This is a genomic window from Peribacillus alkalitolerans, from assembly GCF_010882125.1.
Classification (GTDB): Bacteria; Bacillota; Bacilli; order Bacillales; family DSM-1321; genus Bacillus_BN; species Bacillus_BN alkalitolerans.
On the sequence record NZ_JAAGVZ010000009.1, the window covers coordinates 83,313 to 105,888 of the forward strand.

At 38.6% G+C, this 22,576-nt stretch carries 20 protein-coding genes, 1 other RNA gene and 1 other annotated feature; of the genes, 19 read left to right on the top strand and 2 right to left on the bottom strand.

Translation table 11 applies throughout. The annotated features are described in order from the left end of the window. Positions 1-3: 3 nt before the first annotated feature. From aspS to G3O09_RS12515, 3 genes are all read left to right on the top strand, one after another. Positions 4-1,779: an aspartate--tRNA ligase gene (gene aspS, locus G3O09_RS12505; protein ID WP_163101830.1), complete on the top strand. Its 1,776-nt coding sequence runs from the start codon at positions 4-6 to the stop codon at positions 1,777-1,779. Positions 1,780-1,841: 62 nt separating this feature from the next. Then, a non-coding RNA gene (gene ssrS / locus G3O09_RS12510) (6S RNA) lies at positions 1,842-2,027 on the top strand. A gap of 626 nt (positions 2,028-2,653) precedes the next feature. Then, on the top strand, positions 2,654-3,424 hold the full coding sequence (locus tag G3O09_RS12515; protein ID WP_163101831.1) for a tRNA threonylcarbamoyladenosine dehydratase: 771 nt from the start codon (positions 2,654-2,656) through the stop codon (positions 3,422-3,424). A 19-nt stretch (positions 3,425-3,443) separates the two neighbouring features. Here the strand turns inward: G3O09_RS12515 and G3O09_RS12520 are convergent, their stop codons facing one another. Continuing rightward, positions 3,444-4,730, bottom strand: coding sequence for a replication-associated recombination protein A (locus tag G3O09_RS12520; RefSeq protein WP_163101832.1), 1,287 nt, complete (start codon positions 4,728-4,730; stop codon positions 3,444-3,446). Between the two features lie 223 nt (positions 4,731-4,953). Between G3O09_RS12520 and cymR the strand changes: the two genes are divergently transcribed. From cymR to recD2, 5 genes are all read left to right on the top strand, one after another. Next, positions 4,954-5,373, top strand: a complete 420-nt coding sequence (gene cymR, locus G3O09_RS12525) for a cysteine metabolism transcriptional regulator CymR (RefSeq protein ID WP_163101833.1) — start codon at positions 4,954-4,956, stop codon at positions 5,371-5,373. 33 nt (positions 5,374-5,406) lie between these two features. Further along, positions 5,407-6,549 carry a cysteine desulfurase family protein gene (locus G3O09_RS12530; RefSeq protein ID WP_163101834.1) on the top strand — a complete coding sequence of 381 codons (1,143 nt, stop codon included), beginning with the start codon at positions 5,407-5,409 and terminating at the stop codon, positions 6,547-6,549. A gap of 15 nt (positions 6,550-6,564) precedes the next feature. Continuing rightward, positions 6,565-7,680: a tRNA 2-thiouridine(34) synthase MnmA gene (mnmA, locus tag G3O09_RS12535; RefSeq protein WP_163101835.1), complete on the top strand. Its 1,116-nt coding sequence runs from the start codon at positions 6,565-6,567 to the stop codon at positions 7,678-7,680. Positions 7,681-7,811: 131 nt separating this feature from the next. Beyond that, entirely contained in the window at positions 7,812-8,474 is a 663-nt protein-coding gene (locus tag G3O09_RS12540) for a tetratricopeptide repeat protein (protein WP_163101836.1), read from the top strand. Positions 8,475-8,574: 100 nt separating this feature from the next. Then, positions 8,575-10,995 carry an SF1B family DNA helicase RecD2 gene (recD2, locus tag G3O09_RS12545; RefSeq protein ID WP_163101837.1) on the top strand — a complete coding sequence of 807 codons (2,421 nt, stop codon included), beginning with the start codon at positions 8,575-8,577 and terminating at the stop codon, positions 10,993-10,995. A 273-nt stretch (positions 10,996-11,268) separates the two neighbouring features. Here recD2 and G3O09_RS12550 read toward each other — a convergent pair whose 3' ends face one another. After that, entirely contained in the window at positions 11,269-11,883 is a 615-nt protein-coding gene (locus G3O09_RS12550) for a PH domain-containing protein (RefSeq protein ID WP_163101838.1), read from the bottom strand. Positions 11,884-12,146: 263 nt separating this feature from the next. Between G3O09_RS12550 and G3O09_RS12555 the strand changes: the two genes are divergently transcribed. From G3O09_RS12555 to G3O09_RS12605, 11 genes are all read left to right on the top strand, one after another. After that, positions 12,147-12,878 carry an SH3 domain-containing protein gene (locus tag G3O09_RS12555; RefSeq protein WP_163101839.1) on the top strand — a complete coding sequence of 244 codons (732 nt, stop codon included), beginning with the start codon at positions 12,147-12,149 and terminating at the stop codon, positions 12,876-12,878. A gap of 148 nt (positions 12,879-13,026) precedes the next feature. After that, the gene (locus tag G3O09_RS12560) at positions 13,027-13,503 is read left to right on the top strand and encodes a PRC-barrel domain-containing protein (RefSeq protein ID WP_163101840.1); all 477 of its coding nucleotides are present in this window, start codon (positions 13,027-13,029) and stop codon (positions 13,501-13,503) included. An 11-nt stretch (positions 13,504-13,514) separates the two neighbouring features. Further along, the gene (locus tag G3O09_RS12565) at positions 13,515-13,706 is read left to right on the top strand and encodes a hypothetical protein (protein ID WP_163101841.1); all 192 of its coding nucleotides are present in this window, start codon (positions 13,515-13,517) and stop codon (positions 13,704-13,706) included. Positions 13,707-13,930: 224 nt separating this feature from the next. Further along, positions 13,931-15,025 carry an AI-2E family transporter gene (locus G3O09_RS12570; protein WP_163101842.1) on the top strand — a complete coding sequence of 365 codons (1,095 nt, stop codon included), beginning with the start codon at positions 13,931-13,933 and terminating at the stop codon, positions 15,023-15,025. 71 nt (positions 15,026-15,096) lie between these two features. Further along, positions 15,097-15,324, top strand: a binding site (T-box leader). A gap of 66 nt (positions 15,325-15,390) precedes the next feature. Beyond that, positions 15,391-18,027 (top strand): alanine--tRNA ligase, encoded by a 2,637-nt coding sequence (gene alaS / locus G3O09_RS12575; RefSeq protein ID WP_163101843.1) that lies wholly within the window; start codon positions 15,391-15,393, stop codon positions 18,025-18,027. Positions 18,028-18,161: 134 nt separating this feature from the next. Further along, positions 18,162-18,431 carry an IreB family regulatory phosphoprotein gene (locus G3O09_RS12580; protein WP_108669496.1) on the top strand — a complete coding sequence of 90 codons (270 nt, stop codon included), beginning with the start codon at positions 18,162-18,164 and terminating at the stop codon, positions 18,429-18,431. Next, positions 18,431-18,853 (top strand): Holliday junction resolvase RuvX, encoded by a 423-nt coding sequence (ruvX, locus tag G3O09_RS12585; RefSeq protein WP_205439652.1) that lies wholly within the window; start codon positions 18,431-18,433, stop codon positions 18,851-18,853. Before G3O09_RS12580 ends, ruvX begins: the two co-directional genes overlap by 1 nt. 13 nt (positions 18,854-18,866) lie before the next feature. Further along, complete coding sequence (locus tag G3O09_RS12590) at positions 18,867-19,154, top strand: DUF1292 domain-containing protein (RefSeq protein ID WP_163101844.1); 288 nt, start codon at positions 18,867-18,869, stop codon at positions 19,152-19,154. A 384-nt stretch (positions 19,155-19,538) separates the two neighbouring features. After that, positions 19,539-20,666: an endolytic transglycosylase MltG gene (gene mltG / locus G3O09_RS12595; protein ID WP_163101845.1), complete on the top strand. Its 1,128-nt coding sequence runs from the start codon at positions 19,539-19,541 to the stop codon at positions 20,664-20,666. Between the two features lie 317 nt (positions 20,667-20,983). Then, positions 20,984-21,625 carry an O-methyltransferase gene (locus G3O09_RS12600; protein WP_163101846.1) on the top strand — a complete coding sequence of 214 codons (642 nt, stop codon included), beginning with the start codon at positions 20,984-20,986 and terminating at the stop codon, positions 21,623-21,625. Between the two features lie 12 nt (positions 21,626-21,637). Further along, positions 21,638-22,567: a peptidase U32 family protein gene (locus G3O09_RS12605; RefSeq protein WP_163101847.1), complete on the top strand. Its 930-nt coding sequence runs from the start codon at positions 21,638-21,640 to the stop codon at positions 22,565-22,567. Positions 22,568-22,576 lie beyond the last annotated feature (9 nt).

Genomic DNA, 22,576 nt, shown 5'->3' on the forward strand with positions numbered 1-22,576 from the left:
CATATGTACGGTAGATCATACTTCTGTGGTGAAGTGACAGAACAAGCAATTGGGGAAGAAATAGTAGTAAAAGGATGGGTTCAAAAGCGTCGTGACCTTGGTGGATTAATCTTTATTGACCTACGTGACCGTACAGGTCTAGTACAGGTTGTTTTTAATCCGGATTTTTCGAAGGATGCGCTTGAAATTGCAGAAAAAATCCGTAGTGAATATGTTTTGGATATAAAAGGGAATGTAGTGGCTCGTCAAGAAGGTACTGTAAATCCAAAAATGAAGACAGGAAGAATTGAGATTCATGCTTCTCAAATATCTATCATTAATGAAGCGAAAACCCCTCCATTTATGATTGATGACAAAACCGATGTTTCGGAAGATGTCCGTCTTAAATATCGATATTTAGATCTTCGTCGCCCAATGATGTTTGAAACATTGAAAATGCGCCATCAAGCGACACAAACCATTCGTAATTTCTTAGATAGTGAAGGGTTCTTAGATATTGAGACACCTATCCTAACAAAAAGCACGCCTGAAGGGGCTCGTGATTATCTAGTGCCTAGTCGTGTTCATGAGGGAGAATTCTATGCTCTTCCTCAATCACCTCAGTTATTTAAACAATTATTGATGGTTTCTGGGGTTGAACGATATTATCAGATAGCAAGATGCTTCCGTGATGAGGATCTACGAGCAGACCGTCAGCCAGAATTCACTCAAATCGATATTGAAACAAGCTTCATGAGTCAAGAAGATATCATGTCTATGACTGAGAATATGATGGCGAAAGTCATGAAAGAAGTAAAAGGGTTGGATGTAACATTACCATTCCCACGCCTTACTTTCGATGACGCAATGAATCGCTATGGATCCGATAAACCAGATACTCGTTTTGAAATGGAATTAGTCAATATTTCAGAACTTGTGAAGGATTCAAGTTTTAAAGTGTTCTCAGGAGCAGTAGAAAATGGTGGAGAAGTAAAGGCCATCAATGTAAAAGGTGCTGCCCCTAAGTATTCTCGTAAGGACATTGATGCTCTTGGAGAATTTGCTGCTGTTTATGGAGCAAAGGGATTAGCTTGGATGAAGGTAGAAGCCGACGGATTAAAAGGACCGATTTCAAAGTTCTTTGAAGGTGAAGCTGGTGAGGCTTTAAGCAAAACCTTAGAAGCTGTAGAAGGCGACCTTTTATTATTCGTAGCAGATAAAAAGAATGTTGTCGCTGATGCACTAGGTGCATTACGTTTAAAACTTGCAAAGGAACTTGGCTTGATTGATCAGAGCAAATTTAATTTCCTTTGGGTTACTGAATGGCCACTTCTTGAATATGATGCAGAGGCAGAGAGATATTCTGCTGCTCACCATCCATTTACAATGCCTGTTCGTGAAGACATAGAAAAATTAGATACTGACCCTAGCAGTGTCAAAGCATATGCTTATGATTTAGTGCTAAATGGGTATGAATTAGGTGGCGGATCCCTACGTATTTTTGAAAAAGAAATTCAGGAGAAAATGTTCTCTTTATTAGGATTCTCACCAGAAGAAGCTATAGCACAATTTGGATTCTTATTGGAAGCATTCGAATATGGGACTCCTCCACACGGTGGAATTGCGTTAGGTCTGGACAGACTTGTGATGTTATTAGCTGGCAGAACAAACCTACGTGACACGATTGCTTTCCCTAAAACGGCAAGCGCGAGTTGCCTCCTAACGAATGCACCAGGTAAGGTAAGTGATGCTCAACTAGATGAACTAAATTTAGCTGTAGTATCAAAAAAAAGTGAGTAATTTCCTATATGACTTCACTTGAATTTTCAATGTTTCATATGCTATGATGTTACCAATAAGCGAGAGTCCTGATGTGTACGTCACCATAACCTATAAGTTTTGACCGAACACTTATAGTTACGGGAGCTTACGTTTCAAAGCTGCGTAAATGCCTCATCTCGAAGGGGACTTACAAAAGCCTAGAACAAGGCACCCACCTGCGTAGAGCGGGTTCAAAACGAAGGAGGAACGGCACGATTGGGGCTCTTGCGTCCTTATATGAGTAATCACCTGTACAGGAAACTGTACAGGTTTTTTGGTGTTTTATAACCAGTAGGATGTACTATGGGGTGAATAGGGTAAAGTAATGAAGAGCGTCATTCCCATCATGAATGTAAGGGGAAGTGACTAATTCTAAATGTTAATCAAACCTTAAGTCTTCTAATAGTATAAAGAATAACTTTCTGAAGTCTGAGCAGTGTCTAGTTCCAGGCGCCCAGCGACTAGTGTGCTTCCGCCCCCTCCTTACGATAAGTCAACATCGAATCACTATCGTTCTTCGTGTTGTCTAGCTTCGAGCGCCATCGGCTCGAGGTCATAAGCCAATCCGTCCGGAAGGTAAAAACCAAACTTCCAGCCGGCTCGTCTTATGCTGGTCGCCGATAAGCTGGCGCTCTACGCATTTCAGGCTTCCTTTATCTCATACGGGGTTCGTCCAGCTCATACGTCGCTAAACACAAAGGAAGGCTTCTTAGAATTAACCTCGCAGGAACAATCGGCTTTTTGATTGTTCCGAGGGCGCTTCCACTTTTCTGATAGAAATACTTGTATTAATCAATAGATATGTTATAGTACTGATTGAATCAGTCGTAGATATAATAATGGAGTTGATCATATGCTACATCAATTTTCAAGAAATGAATTGGCCATCGGTAAAGAAGGCCTTGAAAAGATGAAAAATACAACTGTTGCTATATTAGGAATCGGTGGGGTCGGCTCGTTCTCAGTTGAAGCATTGGCACGTTCAGGTGTCGGTCGTTTGATACTTGTAGACAAAGATGATGTAGACATCACGAATGTAAATAGACAGCTTCACGCTCTATTGTCCACTGTAGGCAAATTTAAAGCTGACTTAATGAAAGAAAGAGTCCAGGACATCAATCCAGAGTGTGAAGTCATTTCTTTAAAAATGTTTTATACCGAAGAAACCTATGAAGAGTTTTTCAGTTATAACCTTGACTATGTGATTGATGCTTCAGATACGATTTCTTATAAAATCCATTTAATGAAGGAATGCTTGAATCGTAACATACCAATCATTTCTAGCATGGGTGCAGCAAATAAGATGGATCCTACACGCTTTCAAATTGCGGATATATCCAAAACACATACAGATCCGATTGCGAAAGTCATCCGTACACGACTTCGTAAAGAAGGAATTAAAAAAGGGATACCAGTTGTTTTCTCCGATGAAAGCCCAATTGTCATCCGTGAAGAGGTTCGTAAAGAAGTCGGTAAAGATGATGCTGTTATCCGTAAAGCAAAAATGCCACCTTCCTCCAATGCTTTTGTTCCTTCAGTAGCTGGATTAGTAGCGGCTAGTTGGGTAGTGAGGGAAATACTAAAGGATGTTAAAGTCGTACGTGTCAGTGATGAAAATAAGTAATAGAAAAGCTCAAGCTTCACTACCTTTTGGTTGTGAAGCTTGAGCTTTCGATTTTTTCATGGACTTGAGCCAATGCTTGCTCAAATTTCCCTGTTTTTTTCGGCTTATAGTATTTTTTATGCTTAATTTTTTCTGGTAGATACTGTTGTTGCACCCAACCACTCTCGTAATCATGTGGATATAGATATTCGAGACCTCTTCCAAGGTCTTTTGCGCCTTTATAATGAGCATCCTTCAAATGATCTGGCACATCTCCACTGATGCCTTTACAAATGTCACTTATTGCAGCATCCAAAGCACTATACGCAGAATTTGATTTTGGAGATAGGCTAAGCTCAATCACAGAATTCGCTAAAGGAATCCTTGCTTCAGGAAATCCCAGTCGCTCTGCTGCCTGGACAGCTGCTAGTGCCCTTGGTCCGGCTTGAGGATTGGCAAGTCCGATATCTTCGTAAGCAATAACGACAAGCCTTCTACTGATGCTCACTAAATCCCCTGCTTCCACAAGCCTTCCTAAGTAATGAAGGGCAGCATTCACATCGCTACCGCGGATCGATTTTTGGAATGCTGAAAGGACATCATAATGTGCATCTCCATCTTTGTCATGGGAAAAACTTTTCTTTTGGATGCATTCCTCTGCATCTCCTACTGTAATACGGATAATTCCATCTTCGTCAGGTTGAGTTGAGGACACGGCTAATTCGAGTGCGTTAAGGGCACTTCGCACATCACCAAAAGAAGCAATTGCTAGGTGATGTAAAGCTTCCTCTTCTACTACGGTATTAAGCTTTCCTAAACCTCTTTCTTCATCTTCCAGCGCCCTCTTTAGTGATTGCAAGATTTCATCCTCTTCAAGCGGTTTCAACTCAAAGATTTGACATCTACTACGAATGGCAGGGTTTATTGCATGATAAGGATTGCTTGTAGTCGCTCCGATAAGGACAATGCTACCGTTCTCAAGGTGAGGGAGTAGGAAATCCTGTTTAGCTTTATCCAATCGATGGACTTCATCAAGAAGAAGAATGACTTTCCCTGACATTTTTGCTTCTTGAACGACAATTTCCATATCTTTTTTATTATTTGTGACAGCATTTAGAGTTCGAAAAGCATATTTCGTGCTTCCGGCAATCGCGCTGGCAATGGAAGTTTTGCCAACCCCAGGAGGCCCATATAGAATCATGGAAGAGAGTTGTTTTGCAATGACCATTCTGCGAATGATTTTTCCTTCCCCTACCAAATGCTTTTGTCCGATGATTTCATCTATGGAACGAGGGCGCATCCGGAATGCGAGTGGTTTTATACTCATTTAGATAATTCCCCCAGATTTTATCTTAATACTTTCTAATACAATCGGTTTTATATACTTTACCATAATGTATAATATAGATAAAATGCATTACTTTTAGTTGTATGCTATAATTTCAAAAGTCTTTCATACTATGGGAGCTATAGTACCTAAAGGTTTTATCTACTTATGTTCATACGAATAACTTAAGTTGCTACTTTATATATATTGAGGTGCCAGAAAAATGAAAATTTCTACTAAGGGACGCTATGGACTTACAATCATGATTGAATTAGCACGTAAGCATGGTGAAGGCCCGACATCATTAAAGTGTATTGCACAAACACATGATTTGTCAGAGCATTACTTGGAACAACTGATTGCCCCGCTTCGTAATGCAGGACTTGTAAAGAGTATCCGAGGCGCTTACGGAGGATATGTACTGGCAAAGGAACCGAACCAAATCACATCTGGAGATATCATTCGAGTACTAGAAGGTCCGATTACACCTGTTGAAGGAATTGAGGATGAAGAACCTGCAAAACGTGAATTATGGATTAGGATCCGTGACGCGATTAAAGATGTATTGGATAGTACCACACTTGAGGATTTGGCTAGTTACACAGAAGATGGAAACAATGATTCTTATATGTTTTATATTTAAATTTAAGCTTGATGGTTGGAAGGAGAATTATCGGTGGAACGCATTTATTTAGACAATGCTGCAACAACCCCAATGCATCCTAAGGTCATTGAAGAGACGCTGACAGTCATGCAATCGCATTTTGGAAATCCTTCGAGCATCCACTCCTTTGGGAGAGAATCAAGAAAATTATTGGATGACGCCCGAACAGTATTGGCTAAAAGCATCGGTGCGAAACAAACAGAAATTCTTATTACTAGCGGTGGTACGGAAGCGGATAACACAGCTATTATTGGGGTTGCTGAAGCGAATAAGCACCGGGGACGCCATATTATTACTACAGCAATTGAGCATCATGCGGTGCTGCATACGTGCGCTTTTCTTGAAAAACAAGGATATGAAGTTACTTACTTACCAGTAGATGTTAGAGGGAAAATTAGTTTTGAAGATCTGCAACAGGCCCTTAGGGAAGATACCATCCTTGTTACCATCATGTTTGGTAATAATGAGGTAGGTACCATCCAGGAGATTCAAAAAGTAGGTGCAATGCTTAAGGATCATTCGGCATTCTTCCACACGGATGCAGTACAAGCTTATGGAATTTTATCGATTGATGTGTCTGAATTAGGAGTCGACTTATTATCTGTTTCTTCTCATAAAATAAATGGTCCAAAAGGAATTGGATTTTTATATGTAAGGGAGGGTGTAAAAATTACACCTTTATTATACGGAGGAGAGCAGGAAAGGAAGCGCCGAGCCGGAACAGAGAATATCCCTGGAATTGTAGGATTTGCGAAGGCTGCAGAGCTTGCTTATGAATCACTCGAAACAAAAGTGGAAACCTATCTTTCTTTTAAAAGAAGAATAATCGATATATTTTTAGAAGAAAACATTCCCTTTTCAGTGAATGGCGACACCAATAGCGCACTTCCACATGTATTGAATATTAGCTTTCCAGGCACCAATGTAGAAGCCATGCTTGTAAACCTTGATTTAGCTGGCATAGCAGTATCGAGCGGGTCTGCTTGTACTGCGGGATCTATAGACCCTTCACACGTATTGGTAGCCATGTTTGGCAAAGGGGCAGACCAAACTAAGAATTCTATTCGCTTTAGCTTTGGCATGAATAATACAGTAGAACAAGTAGAAAAAGCGGCTAGGGAAACAAGTAAAATCGTTAAACGATTAATAAGATAGAGATGAGGTGACATCATGAAAAAAGAACCAAAGGATACCCGAGTTGTAGTGGGAATGTCCGGTGGCGTAGATTCTTCTGTCGCAGCTCTTTTGTTAAAACAACAAGGGTATGATGTGGTAGGAATCTTCATGAAGAACTGGGACGATACAGACGAAAATGGAGTTTGCACAGCTACGGAAGATTTTGAGGATGTCATCAAGGTTTGTAACCAAATTGGTATTCCATACTATGCTGTTAACTTTGAAAAACAATATTGGGACAAGGTGTTTACGTATTTCCTAGAGGAATATAAAGCAGGACGTACGCCTAACCCAGATGTGATGTGTAATAAAGAAATCAAATTCAAGGCTTTCTTAGAGCATGCACTGAATCTTGGAGCCGATTATTTGGCTACAGGTCATTATGCACAAGTTGTGTTCCGTGACGGCGAATATAAAATGCTACGTGGCATTGATGAAAACAAGGATCAAACGTATTTCTTGAATCAATTAACACAAGATCAGCTTGAAAAAGTGATGTTCCCTCTTGGTGGCATTGATAAATCCAAGGTACGTGAAATTGCAAAAGAGGCTGGTTTGGCTACTGCCGCAAAGAAGGACTCCACAGGTATTTGTTTTATCGGGGAACGAAATTTCAAGGAATTCCTCAGCAATTACTTGCCAGCACAGCCAGGTAATATGGAAACTCTGGATGGAGAAGTAAAAGGTAAACATGACGGGTTAATGTACTATACCATTGGGCAACGTCAAGGTCTAGGTATCGGTGGCAGCGGAGATCCGTGGTTTGTCGTTGGAAAAGACTTAAAGAAAAATGTACTTTATGTTGAACAAGGCTTTGAAAACGAGAAACTCTATTCGGATTCAATTAAAGCTGTCGATATTAGCTGGGTAGGGAAAGTTCCTCAAGATGGGGAACTAACATGCACGGCAAAGTTCAGATATCGTCAGGCTGACAATGCTGTCACTGTAAAGCTTTTGCCGAATGGTGAGGCACAAGTCATTTTTGACGAACCAATTCGGGCAGTAACACCTGGACAAGCAGTAGTATTCTACAATGGTGACGAATGCCTAGGTGGAGGAACTATCGACGAAGTATATCTTAAAGGTGAAAGACTGACATACGTAGGTTAATGCAACTAATCCCTCTGTCACATAGGCAGAGGGATTTTTAACTATCATATGGGGTCTGACCCTATTCAGCTATTCAGCCTGTTGTTGTGGTATACTGTTTAGTAGAATTTTTGGATAGTGAGGAGTTTATTATGGATAAGAATCAACAAGGTATTCAGTTTATGAAAGAAGGAAAATGGGAGGATGCAGTTAAAGTATTCTCAGAAGTAATAGAGGAAAATCCGAATGATCCTGTTGGCTATATTAACTTCGGAAATGTATTGACTGCTGTAGGAGAACTACAAAAAGCTGAGAATTTCTTCAAAAAGGCAATCGAGCTGGACGAAAAAGCTGGGGCTGCCTATTATTCTTTAGGAAATTTATATTTTGATGCAGAAAAGCTAATAGAAGCAAAAGATATGTTTGAAAAATCACTACGTGCCGGCCTTGATAATGCCGATACGTACTTTATGCTTGGCATGACTTTATTAAGTTTGGATCAGCCGAAACTCGCGATGCCCTATTTACAACGAAGTGTAGAATTAAATCCTGAGGATGCCGATGCCCGTTTCCAATATGCATTGTGTCTGGCGAACGCTGAAATGTATGAAGAGCTAATCAATGAATTAAATGAAGTCATCAAGCTTGCTCCTGACCATTCAGATGCTTATTACAATTTAGGAGTGGCCTATGCGGGCTATAAAGAGGATTTAGAGGCTTCGTTAGGATATTTCCAAAAAGCACTCGAAATCCAGCCTGATCATGTTCTAGCTGCAAACGGTAAGAAAATGGTTGAAGCGGCGATGAATGAATAAAAAGTAGAATTTATTGCTTAGATTGAAATGGGAATCCCTTTTTCATCTACGTAAATATATAATGATTACAAACAAAGTAATAATTTAAGGAGGGAAGAACATGCAGCACTCATTGGATTTATTTGCGGATGGGAATAAGCAGAGAATATTTATGAAAGGTAGACATCTTGTCACGATCTTTCATAATGACCAAAATCTTTACTCTGTAGTTCGAATCCGAGTGGATGAAACGAATGCAGTCTACGATGAAAAAGAAGCCGTCGTGACAGGTTACTTCCCTCAAATGTATGAACATGAAACCTACATATTTTACGGCCAATTGAAGGATCATCCAAAGTTTGGCCTTCAATTCCATGTAGAACAATTTCAAAAGGACATTCCTCAGACAAAGGAAGGAATTGTTCATTACTTATCCAGTGACTTGTTTAAAGGGATTGGAAAAAAAACAGCCGAATTAATAGTAGATACCATCGGTGAAAATGCGATTTCAAAAATATTAGAAAATCCTTCCTTGCTCGATAGTGTTCCTAAACTTGCCGGGGATAAGGCAAAAATGCTATACGATACTCTAGTGGAACACCAGGGGTTGGAGCAAATTATGATCGCTCTAAATCAATATGGTTTTGGCCCACAATTATCGATGAAAATCTACCAAGTATATAAACAAGATACGTTGAGTTTAATTCAGTCTAATCCATATAAAATGGTGGAAGATATTGAGGGTATTGGTTTTGGAAGAGCGGATGAATTAGGATTTCAGCTTGGAATAAGCGGTAGTCATCCTGACCGTATCAAAGCAGCATGTTTATATACGCTAGAATCTTCTTGCATCCAAGAGGGTCATGTTTTCATGGAAGCAAAAGATCTTTTGATTTCTGTAAAAAAACTTCTTGAAGAGAATAAGAGAGATGGAATCGAATTTAAAGAAATTTCTCAAGAAGTCTTGAAGCTCCAAGAAGAAAATAAACTTGTAATTGAAGAACGAAGATTATTCACTCCCTCGCTATATTTTTCAGAAAAAGGCATTGTGAACAATATCCATAAAATCCTACAGCAGACACAATATAAAGACCAATTTCCAGAATCAGAATTTTTGATGGCGTTAGGAGAACTAGAGGAGCGTTTAGAGGTTGAGTATGCACCTGCCCAAAAGGACGCTATACAAAAAGCTTTAATGTCACCTATGCTTCTTTTAACCGGTGGTCCAGGTACAGGGAAAACGACCGTCATAAAAGGCATCGTCGAGCTCTTCGCTGAATTGCATGGAGTTTCTATGGATATTAAAGCGTATAAAAATGACGAACCTTTTCCATTCATTTTAGCGGCACCAACCGGAAGGGCTGCTAAAAGAATGAGCGAATCAACAGGATTGCCTGCAGTAACCATCCATCGATTGCTTGGCTGGAATGGAAGTGAAGGATTCAGTCGCAATGAAGACAATCCGATTGAAGGAAAGCTTGTCATTGTTGATGAAATGTCAATGGTTGATACTTGGCTTGCACACCAGTTATTTAAGGCTCTACCAAATGACGTACAACTGATTATGGTAGGAGATGAAGACCAACTTCCTTCAGTAGGTCCAGGGCAAGTGTTAAAGGATTTACTTCTTTCTGAATGTGTACCAACCGTAAAACTTGAAACGATTTATCGACAATCTGATGGATCTTCCATAATTGAATTGGCACATGAAATAAAAAAAGGCCGCTTGCCAGACAACATAGCTACACAACAGAAGGATCGTTCCTTTTTTCCATGTAGTACATCTCAAATTGCAGCTGTAGTAGAAAAAGTTGTTTTAAATGCTAAGAAAAAAGGATTCACTTCTAAAGATATCCAAGTCTTAGCACCAATGTATAGAGGACCTGCAGGAATCGATAGTCTGAATAAAATGCTTCAGGAAATATTTAATCCTAATACAGATGGGGCAAGAAGGGAACTACCATTCGGTGAGGTTGTTTACAGAGTAGGTGATAAAGTCCTGCAATTGATGAATCAACCTGAAAGCGGTGTTTACAATGGGGATATGGGAGAGGTTATTTCAATCTTGTTTGCTAAGGAAAATACAGAAAAACAAGATCTGGTAATTGTTTCATTTGAAGGAATCGAAGTGACTTATACACGCCAAGATTTAACCCAGATTACCCATGCTTATTGTTGCTCCATCCATAAATCGCAAGGTAGTGAATTTCCGATTGTAATTATGCCTATTGTAAAAAGCTATTATCGAATGTTACGTCGAAATCTCATCTATACAGGGATTACTAGAAGTAAGCAGTTTTTAATTCTTTGTGGAGAAGAAGAAGCCTTAAGAACAGGGATTCAACAAAACCTTGAGCAATCGAGAAAAACCACACTCCTAGAAAAACTGAAATTGACCATCCATCAAACACAAGAAGAGCAAAGCGAAATGACATCCGGTGATACCACTAAATCCTATGAAGAAGTTCTATGGAATACCGATCCGCTGATTGGCATGGAAGACGTCACACCTTATGATTTCATGGAAGTAAATATTGGATAATTTTTTAACAAGAGTTGTAACTAGAACAACTCTTTAGATTGTCGACAAAATGTAACGAGAGTACGCTCTCTCGATACCTTTGTCATTTTTGATATGTATTGTAGAAGAAAAGGTTGATTTCCGCTCCAGGCGCTTGCTTTCCGGGGGGCGTTCGCCCTTCGCTGCAATCAATTTCTCTAGTTCTTAGTTAACTTCTTTCATTGAAAAACAAAACAAGAGTTGTTACTAGAACAACTCTTGTTTTGTATTCGTCTAACATTTTAGGACAACTAATTAATTTTGAATATATTTTTGAAAAACATTAGAGAAATCTTTGGTAGTGTGATTAGTATGTATATTAGTCAACCAAGTATTGACAAAATTAGCAATATTACCGAATTCTTGGGATACATTAGCTTCAACAGTGCGATTATTTCTAATAACCTCTTCAGCTACTTGAAGGCTTTTGTCTCCATAAGAAAGAAGTCTTGCATTGTCCTTCTGTATCATTGAAATTGCAAGTAGTGCTTTGTAAATATCAGCTACTGCTGTAGCATGCTTCTTATGCACATCGATGGATAATTCTCTATTCCCAATTGTAAATTTCAACTCGATATCTAAATCGATTGTCCCTGCAGTCTCGATACTTACTCCACTTATTTCGTGCAATACATAATCATATCGTTTTAAATTACGCTTTGAACTTACCGCGGAATCTCCATCAACATGGATCAGTGCTAGATTTGTAAAGCAATATTCATCCTTTTTAGATTTGATCAGAAAGAAAATCTTTTCATTATCTTCACTTAGAACAAAATCGTCTGCCTCTGTTTTGTCATAGTCACTAGGTTTGATAATTTCACCAATATCACTAAGTCCTAAAGCTTCACTTGCTAATTTTTTAAACATGAAAAATCCCCTTTCCGTTTCGCATTCAAGTACGCTTATAATAATATCATAAATGAATTGTCAGTAATTGTAAAATAATGTAAATTCAGAATTATCCTCCTAAAAAAGTTAATTACGTTTCGATGGAAAACGTTACACTTTATGATTTCATGGTAGTATGATACATCCCTTCTTGATATAGAGAAGATGAGTATATAGTATTGTAATATTTTTCTTTATACTCGTGTATATCATATTGTATTGAAGAAATTGGGGAGGTAAAAATGAAAAAGTTTCTATTTTTATGCGCTTGTTTAATGTTATCATTTGTCATCAACCAGCAGCCTTCACTGAAAGTAAATGCAGAAGAAGAAATCATTTCAAAGAACCTAATTACTATTACAAATGAGGTAGAAGTTAAAAAAGGAGCAACAAATAATTACCCAACTGTTTTTACAATGACGAAAGGAACCCGCGTTTATGTAAGAGATACTTTCGTTGGAATTAATGGGCGTAAATGGGTATCTGTTGTTACTCATGGTTATAAGTCAGGTTGGGCTTTATTAGAAAAATTTGAAGTGCCTTCACCGGAAGCAGGAAAAAAAGCTTTTATTACAGACCAGATTGAAATCAGGAGAGGGGCACACGGGGGATATGCACCAGTTGCAACTCTACAAAAAGGAATGATTGTCACCCAAGTAGATACATTCATGACCTTTTCAGGTCAGCTATGGTATAAAGTGGATACTGGCAGATATCAAGGCTGGATAGAAAGCCTATATCTCCAGAATTATGTGGACTATTATGGTGTAGGAACTATTAGTGGGAAATATGGTGTAGTAAGAAAAGGTGCATCAATAGATTATAGTGTTAAAGCTACTTTATCCCAAGGAACAGAAGTATATACGTTTCTAAAATTCCTGAATATCCGTGGTGAAATTTGGTACAATATTCGAACTCCACAAGGAATTTATGGCTGGATTAACTCAAATGAAATTTCGGTTAAACCATATTAAAGGGAAAGAGCTTAGTCAAAGGTAAGATTACTTTTGACTAAGCTCTTTCTTTTTGAGTCTGTGGTTATGATTGGCATGGAAAACGTTACACCTCATGTTTTTATAGAGATAAACGGATAATATGAATGTTCGGAAAGGATGGTGTACTTTGCGAACATTCTCATTGCTAAAAGGCTTGCCTTTGTACAGTAAAAACGGGAAAAAAATTGGTGAAGCTTGTGATTTGACCATCTCTGAAGAGGGAAAAGTGACAGGAGTTCTCTTAAGCAGATCTGCAATCCTCAAAAGGACAGTCCAAATTCCTTTAGAAGAAATCGAACTGTTCGAAAGTGATGGGATATACCTTAAATGTGATGATTTAACCAAAATAAAACCTCAACCATACGAATATACGCTCCATCACAAGGATTCAATAGCCGGCAAACAAGTCATTGGGAACCGAACCGGAAAAACGATAGGTGTGTTGGAAGATGTATATTTTACGGAAAATTTGGGCAATATTGTAGCATATGAAATTTCCAATGGTTTCTTTTCGGATCTTACAGATGGAAAACTCCCATTATCTACACACAATCCACCATCACTTGGAGAGGATACCATCGTCATTCCTGAAGCCGTTCAGTGAGGTGTCAAATTGTGATTAAATGCCCAAATTGCTCCAGTAAGGATATTGGTAAAATTGGTGTAAATCAATATTATTGCTGGGGATGTTTTATTGAATTGTCAGTTTCAAAAGGTATAATCAATACTCACCAAGTTGAGGAAGACGGAAGCCTTAGTTCACTTGATGACCTGTTTGAAGAGGAAGATCGCCGCTACACCATGTGATTTAGGTGGATGAATGATGAGACTCAAAATATCCATCAAACAGTTGAAACGAAATGTGAAGTCCTTTTTGTAAAATGATGAAGTCTTGCCACCGCTGGCAAGACTTTTTTGGTTGTGTTTTTAATGAAAAATACCCAAACACTTGACCTTACAAATCTGTATGAAATCACCATCTCCGTAAACAATACGATTATAAGTAATGATGGTGAAGAGGAGGTAGTCGAATGAATATACGTATGAAATGGTTCTATCGATTAGGCTTCTTATTGTTATTATTTGTAGTAATTTATGTTTTTTTTATATTAAAACCTCTATGGATGCCCGTCCTTCAAATTATCATGACGGTTTTGATTCCTTTTTTAATTGCTGCATTTGTCAGTTATCTTCTGCATCCAGTCGTGGAATTGCTTCATCAAAAAGGAATGAAACGAGGAATCGCAGTTGTAATCATTTACTTGCTTTTTTTCGGTGGACTGGGTTTTTCCCTTTATAAGGGAGTGCCAATTATGATTCAACAGGTGAAGGATCTTTCTGAAAACGCTCCAGTTTTTACTGAACAATATCGAGGTTTTTTAAATGAACTAGATCATCATACTTCTGATTGGCCAGTAGCCTTCAAAGAAAAAATAGATAAGGGGATCCTTTTTGTAGAAAATAGAATCGATGCCCTTTTTTCAAAGGTAACGGGCTATTTGACTGGAATTATGGATTTCATTTTTTTGATTGCCATCATCCCATTTATAGCGTTTTACATGTTAAAGGATTTTGAAGATATCAAAAGAGGGGCTTGGTATATAACTCCAAACAAATGGAGAAAAACTGCGATATCTTTTTTACAGGATGTCGAACATTCCCTCGGAAGTTATATCAGGGGTCAATTAATCGTCTGTGTGTCGATTGGACTTATTTCTACCATTCTATTTTGGTTAATCCATTTGAAATATCCATTGATTCTAGGATTCATCATTGGTGTTACGAATGTAATCCCTTATTTTGGTCCAGTGATAGGAGCTGTTCCAGCAATCATTATAGCAGCAGCATTATCGGGAAAAATGGTGTTGTTTGTTATTATCATTGTTTTTGGATTGCAATTTTTGGAGGGAAATATCCTTTCGCCACTTATTGTAGGCAAGAGCTTACATATGCACCCTTTAATGATTATGCTTGCTCTGCTAATTGGTGGAGAAGTAGGTGGAGTAGTAGGTTTGATAATCGCTGTTCCCATTTTAGCGATTCTTAAGGTAGCCATTATGCATGCCCGTACTCACTACATCCTTGCTAGAAAGGAAAAAATACAGAAAAGCTCAATCAATGAATGAAAATCGGATATTCAGCAAATATTGACAAACGTCCCTCTTCTGCCTATAATCCTGATTATAGGTTAACTATAAGTAAAACGTTGAAGGATCAAGTATGTTATAGTCCATCTGAGTGTTTGACACATAAGAGAGGAATTTCCTAGGCTGAAAGAAATTCCAGATGAAGGATAACAGAAAGCTAATCCGGAGTGTAGCTAATTCCTACCGTTTAACCGCGTTAAGGTGATTCTAAGGTGATGGACTTGAAAGTTGAGTCCATAATCAGGGTGGTACCGCGAGTTATGTCTCTCGTCCCTGTCAGGGGATGGGAGCTTTTTTTGTGTCTAAATTTACATATTTTACCAATTTTCAGGAGGGAAACGATTATGAAAAAGCTAACTGGCGCTCAAATTCGACAAAAGTATTTAGATTTCTTCAAAGAAAAAGGACATCACGTAGAACCAAGTGCACCACTCGTTCCGCATGATGACCCATCATTATTATGGATCAATTCAGGGGTAGCAACATTAAAAAAATATTTTGATGGCCGTGTTATTCCAGATAATCCACGCATAACGAATGCACAAAAATCAATTCGTACCAATGATATTGAAAACGTAGGAAAAACTGCTCGTCACCATACATTCTTTGAAATGTTGGGTAACTTCTCCATTGGTGAATACTTCAAAGAAGAAGCTATCACTTGGGCATGGGAATTCTTAACAGATGAGAAGTGGATTGGATTTGATCCTGAAAAACTTTCCGTTACAATCCATCCTGAAGATGAAGAGGCATTTGAACTTTGGAACAAAAAGATTGGTGTACCTGCAGAACGTATCGTCCGTCTAGAAGGGAACTTCTGGGATATCGGGGAAGGTCCAAGTGGTCCGAACACTGAGATTTTCTACGATCGTGGTCCTGCTTATGGAGATGATTTCAGTGATCCTGAGTTATATCCAGGTGGAGAAAATGAACGTTATTTAGAGGTTTGGAACCTTGTCTTCTCACAATTCAACCATAATCCAGATGGTTCATACACGCCGCTTCCTAAAAAGAACATCGATACTGGAATGGGCTTAGAGCGTATGGCTTCAGTCATTCAAGATGTTCCAACGAACTTTGATACAGATCTATTCATGCCGATCATTCATGCTACGGAAGAAATTTCGCTTGAAAAGTACCGTGTGGATAAAGATAAAGACGTTGCTTTCAAGGTAATCGCTGACCATATCCGTACTGTGGCTTTCGCGATCGGTGATGGAGCATTGCCTTCCAATGAAGGCCGTGGCTATGTATTAAGAAGACTTTTACGCCGTGCGGTTCGTTACGCGAAGCAAATCAATATCAACCGCCCGTTCATGTATGAACTAGTGCCTGTCGTTGGCGAAATCATGCATGAATTCTATCCTGAGGTAAAAGAAAAAAGTGATTTCATTGCGAAAATCGTAAAAAATGAAGAAGAGCGTTTCCATGAGACATTGAACGAAGGTCTTCACATATTATCTGAAGTAATCAAGAAGGAAAAAGCGCACGGAAGCTCAGTCATTAAAGGATCTGATGTATTCCGTCTCTATGATACGTACGGTTTCCCAGTTGACTTGACTGAAGAGTATGCTGAGGAAGAAGGCATGACAATTGATCGTGCTGGCTTTGAAACAGAAATGGAAGCACAACGTGAGCGTGCTCGTGCTGCTCGTCAAGATGTAGACAGCATGCAAGTCCAGGGTGGAGTTTTAGGGGAAATCAAGGTGGAAAGTCAATTTGTTGGCTATGATAATCTTGAAGCAGAAGGCACAATCGTAGCCATTGTGAAAAATGGTGAATTGATTGAAGAAGCACAAGCTGGTGAAGAAGTGCAAGTCATCCTTAGCGATACTCCATTTTATGCAGAAAGTGGAGGACAAATTGCAGATAAAGGCTTTATCGTAAATGAAGACGTAAAGCTTTTAGTGAAAGACGTACAAAAAGCTCCGAATGGACAAAACCTACATGGTGTTATGGTTGAGAATGGTGTATTAAAATCTGGTGCAAGTGTCGTTTCAGAAGTGGATGTTGAATCGAGAAGCCATATCGTAAAAAATCATACTGCGACTCATTTACTTCACCAAGCATTGAAAGATGTGCTTGGGGAACATGTAAACCAAGCTGGATCTCTTGTTCAAACTGACCGCCTACGTTTTGATTTCTCTCATTTTGGACAAATTAAGCCGGAAGAACTTGAGAAAATTGAAGAGATTGTCAATGAGCAAATTTGGAAGAGTACACCTGTAGTAATTGAAAACAAAGCCATTGACGAGGCAAAAGCAATGGGAGCTATGGCTCTTTTCGGAGAAAAGTATGGTGATATCGTACGCGTCGTTCAAGTTGGCGATTATAGCATTGAACTTTGTGGAGGATGTCATGTTCCTAATACAGCTGTAATCGGATTATTCAAGATTGTATCTGAATCCGGTATTGGTGCTGGCACAAGAAGGATTGAAGCTGTAACTGGAGCGGCTGCATATAAGACCCTAACGGACCAAATCGGTATCTTAAAAACAGCAGCTACAAAAGTAAAATCAAGTCCAAAAGATGTTCCTACTAGAATTGATGCATTACTTGGTGAAATTAAAGAATTACAACGTGAAAATGATTCTTTAAAATCTAAGCTTGGAAATATAGAAGCAGGAAATCTTGTTAATAATGTAATAGATGTAAATGGAGTACAAGTATTGGCTGCCAAAGTACAAGCATCTGATATGAATAACCTACGTAATATGGCGGATGAACTAAAGCAAAAGCTAGGCTCTGCTGTTCTAGTGCTTGGTTCAGTCCAAGAGGATAAAGTAAACCTGATTGCAGGCGTAACGGACGACTTAATCAAAAAAGGTTACCATGCTGGAAAATTGATAAAAGAAATTGCAACTCGTTGTGGAGGCAGTGGCGGTGGTCGTCCAGACATGGCACAAGCTGGTGGGAAAAATCCAGAACAATTGGACTCAGCGCTTAAATTTGCTCAAGAATGGGTAAAATCAATTTCATAATCCCAGACTGATAGTGTACAATGGTAGTAATAATAACCAGTTTTCCAATCAAGTTAAGGGTATGACCAATAACTTGATTGGGAAGTTTGAAAAGGGTACAATAAAAAACTGAACTCTTAAAGCGAGGTGCACGTATGAGTTCCTTTGATAAGACGATGCAATTTAACTTTCCAGAAGAGCCATTTGAACGTGATATTAGAGAGGTTCTATTTCAAGTACACGAAGCTCTTCAGGAAAAAGGCTACAACCCGATTAATCAAATTGTCGGCTATCTTCTTTCTGGAGATCCAGCCTATATCCCGCGCCATCAGGATGCAAGAAATTTAATCCGTAAGCTTGAACGGGATGAAATTATCGAGGAATTAGTCAAATCTTACTTAAAGCACAATCGTGAGGAAGCATAATGCGGACTATGGGATTAGATGTAGGTTCAAGAACCGTCGGAGTCGCTATTAGCGATGCGATGGGCTGGACAGCGCAAGGAATTGAGACGATTAAAATCAATGAGGAGCAAAAGCAACTTGGGTTAGATCGAATCGGAGAACTTGTGAATGAATATGAAGTATCAAAGGTGGTTGTTGGTTGGCCCAAAAACATGAACGGTACGATAGGTCCTCGTGGAGAAGCGAGTGAAGCCTATGCAAAGGCAATAGAAGTCAAGTTTGGTTTACCTACAGTAATGTGGGACGAGCGTTTGACGACTATGGCTGCCGAAAGAGTGTTATTGGAGGCCGACATGAGCCGAGCCAAGCGTAAGAAAGTTATTGATAAAATGGCTGCTGTCATGATTCTTCAAGGATACTTGGACAGCGTGTCAAAAAACTAATGAGGTGACCAGAATGGAACACGGACAAAACAATATTACAATCGTTGACGAAAGCGGTAACGAACAACTTTGCGAAGTGCTTTTCACATTTGATTCGGATGAATTTGGTAAATCATATGTATTGTACTACCCAATCGGTGAAGAAGATGAGAATGGCGAAATTGAAATCCATGCTTCTTCTTTTGTACCAAGCGAAGACAATCGTGATGGTGAATTATCACCAATCGAAACAGAAGAAGAGTGGGATTTAATTGAGGAAATGCTAAACACATTCCTTGATGAAGAAGAAGACGAAGAGTAAAAATGAATGAGGAAGCCCTTCACGTATGCGTGAAGGGCTTTTTTATATTAGGAATCTTTCAGGAGATGGGTCATTAATGTACCAATTTAACATCAATATTAATGGAAATGATCATTAACAAGTGTTTCTAGAAAAATGTCTATTAAATTGGAAGTTACTTGTAAAAAATACCCCCAGTTTGTCCAACATTATCGACAAATTTCTTGGACTTTATGTGTCTATTCCATTCAGGTTTTTAAAACTTTGTCGGAAATTGTGATTTTAGGTCAAAATTTTAGTATAATGATTCGTGGTGAACTTATTAAACCAAATAGTATTTGATTTATAGATAAAGAAAAAAGCGGATCATATTCTTGCGCTTTTCTAATATGAAAGGGGAAAGTTATGTCTGAAAATCAATCAAAGAAGGATTTTATGCTTAAAAAGCTTTCTGAACGTAGAAGCGAAGCTAAAGTCGTAAGGAAAATAGTTTTGATTACATCACTTATTATCTTCCTTGTTATATGCGGTTCGGCTGCTGGAATCTATGCCTATGTAAATTCAGCGCTAAAGCCTGTCAATCCTGAAGATGAAAGCTTAAAGTCCGTTGAAATTCCAATTGGTTCTTCGGTTTCAGGGATCTCGAACATCTTAGAGGAAAATGGGATTATTAAAGATGCGCGCGTTTTCAAATATTATATTAAGTTTAGAAATGAAGCTGGATTCCAAGCGGGTGAGTACAAATTATCTCCTTCGATGACGTTCAAGGAAATTCTTGCTTCCATTAAATCAGGTAAAATCATGCAGGAAGCAGTTTTGAAGATGACCATTCCTGAAGGTAAACAACTTACACAAATAGCGGGAATCATTGCAGAAAAAACTGGCAAAGATGCAGAGGATCTGCTTGCTGAAATGAATAGTAAAGCGTTTGTGGAAAAAATGCAGACTCAATTTCCTGATCTAATAACGGACGAGGTCTTTAATAAAAATATTAAATTCTCTCTAGAAGGATACCTTTTTCCAGCAACTTATGAATTTTTTGAAGAAAATCCAACAACAGAACAAATCGTAAATGTGATGTTGAAAAAGACAAATGAAGTACTTGTTGAATATCAAGGAGTCATGGAAGAAAAAGAATATACCCCACATAAATTACTAACGATGGCTTCTTTGATTGAAGAGGAAGCAACTGAAAAAGTCGAACGGGAAAAAATATCTTCTGTCTTCTATAATCGAATAGATGTAGGTATGCCATTACAAACAGACCCAACTGTTCTGTATGCGTTAGGTGGACACAAAGACCGTGTACTCTATAAAGATTTAGAAGTAGATTCACCGTATAATACGTATAAGGTTAAAGGTCTACCACCAGGTCCGATTGCCAATGCGGGAGCATCTTCGATTGAGGCAGCATTACAGCCAGCGGATACTGACTTCCTATATTTCCTTGCCACATCGACGGGGGAAGTAATCTTTACAAAAACGTTGGATGAACACAATCGAGAAAAAGCCAAGCACATTACTAATAACTAAAAGTAATACAATTAGTCAAGCTCTTAAGAGTTTGGCTAATCTTTTAAATGGTTATCTCGTCCAACTGTGGAAGCAAGACTCATCCTTTAAAGGATAGATTGTTTAGCAATTTACAATCGATTATGGTAAAATGTATAAAGTGATTTTTTATTCAATCATTCCTCGGCGCTAGCCGAGTTTTTTCTTGTAATTCAGATAGATATATTGGCAGTCGCGACGTAGTTCCTAATTATTAAGTACAGCTACGTCTCTTTCTTGCGTGAAGGCTAGCCAATTGTTTAGTAAAATAGTTAAATTGTAATGTGTGGAGGTACTTCATGAAACAAGAGATGGAGACATATTTAACATCTTTAGTAACAGAGAGAACTGCTCTTTTTACAGAAATGGAACTATATGCTTCACAGCATGAAGTGCCCATTATGGATTTGATAGGAATGGAAGCTCTTCTTCAATTATTAAGGCTTCATAAACCGAAAAAAATATTAGAAGTTGGTTCTGCTATCGGTTATTCAGCTCTTCGGATGGCCGATGCCTTACCAGAAACCACCATCGTTACCCTAGAACGAGATGAAGAGCGAATTGAAAAGGCTCAACAATATTTCAAAAGATCTAAGCATGGGGATAGAATAGTCCTTTTAACGGGGGATGCACTTGAACTACAAGATCGAGTTGCAGAACATGGTCAGTTTGATGCTATTTTTATTGATGCTGCCAAAGGGCAATATAGGAAGTTTTTCGAACTTTATTCACCTCTACTATCTGAACACGGTTTAATCATTACTGATAACGTCCTGTACAAAGGATTAGTAGCAATGGATGAAAAAGAAATCGATCAAAGAAGGATCAGAAGTCTTGTAAGGAAAATAAGGGATTTTAACGTTTGGTTGACTGACCATCCTGATTATCATACAACAATCCTGCCAATAGGCGACGGGGTTGCAATATCGCTAAAGAAATAAGAGGTGAACGCAATGAAGAAACCTGAATTACTTGTAACGCCTACAAGCGTTGAGGATATTCAAGGCTTAATAGAAGCTGGTGCCGATGCGTTTGTTATTGGTGAACAGAAGTTTGGACTACGCTTAGCTGGAGAATTTTCACGTGATGACGTAGCAAAAGCAATTGAAATGGCACACCATGCTGGCAAAAAGGTTTATGTCGCAATGAACGCCATTTTCCATAATGATAAAATCGAGGCATTGGGTGAGTATATTACCTTCCTTCAATCTGTGAAAGCAGATGCGATCATTTTTGGTGACCCAGCAGTACTTATGGTCGCACGTGAAGTGGCACCGGATATGCCATTACATTGGAATACTGAAACGACTGCAACAAACTATTACACATGTAATTATTGGGGCAGAAAAGGCGCAAAACGTGCTGTACTAGCCCGTGAAATAAATATGGATGCCATCATTGAAATGAAGGAAAATGCCGAAGTTGAAATTGAAGTGCAAGTTCATGGAATGACTTGTATGTTCCAATCGAAGCGTTCTTTACTTGGAAATTACTTTGAATATCAGGGTAAGGCAATGGAAGTTGAAAACCGCAAGCATGAAAAGGATATGTTCCTTCATGACAAGGAACGAGAAAATAAATATCCAATCTTCGAAGATGAAAATGGCACTCACATCATGAGTCCAAATGATATTTGTATTATTGATGAGCTTCAAGAAATGATTGAAGCTGGTGTAGATTCCTTTAAAATCGATGGGATTCAAAAGTCAGCTGAATATATTAAAGAAATCACGAGCCTATATAGAAAAGCAATCGATCTTTGTGTAGATGACATCGATGCATATGACGATATCAAAACAGAGTTAGTGGAAAAAATTGAAGCGATCCAACCGACAAATCGTCCGTTGGATACTGGCTTCTTCTTTAAAGAAACAGTTTATTAATAGAAATGG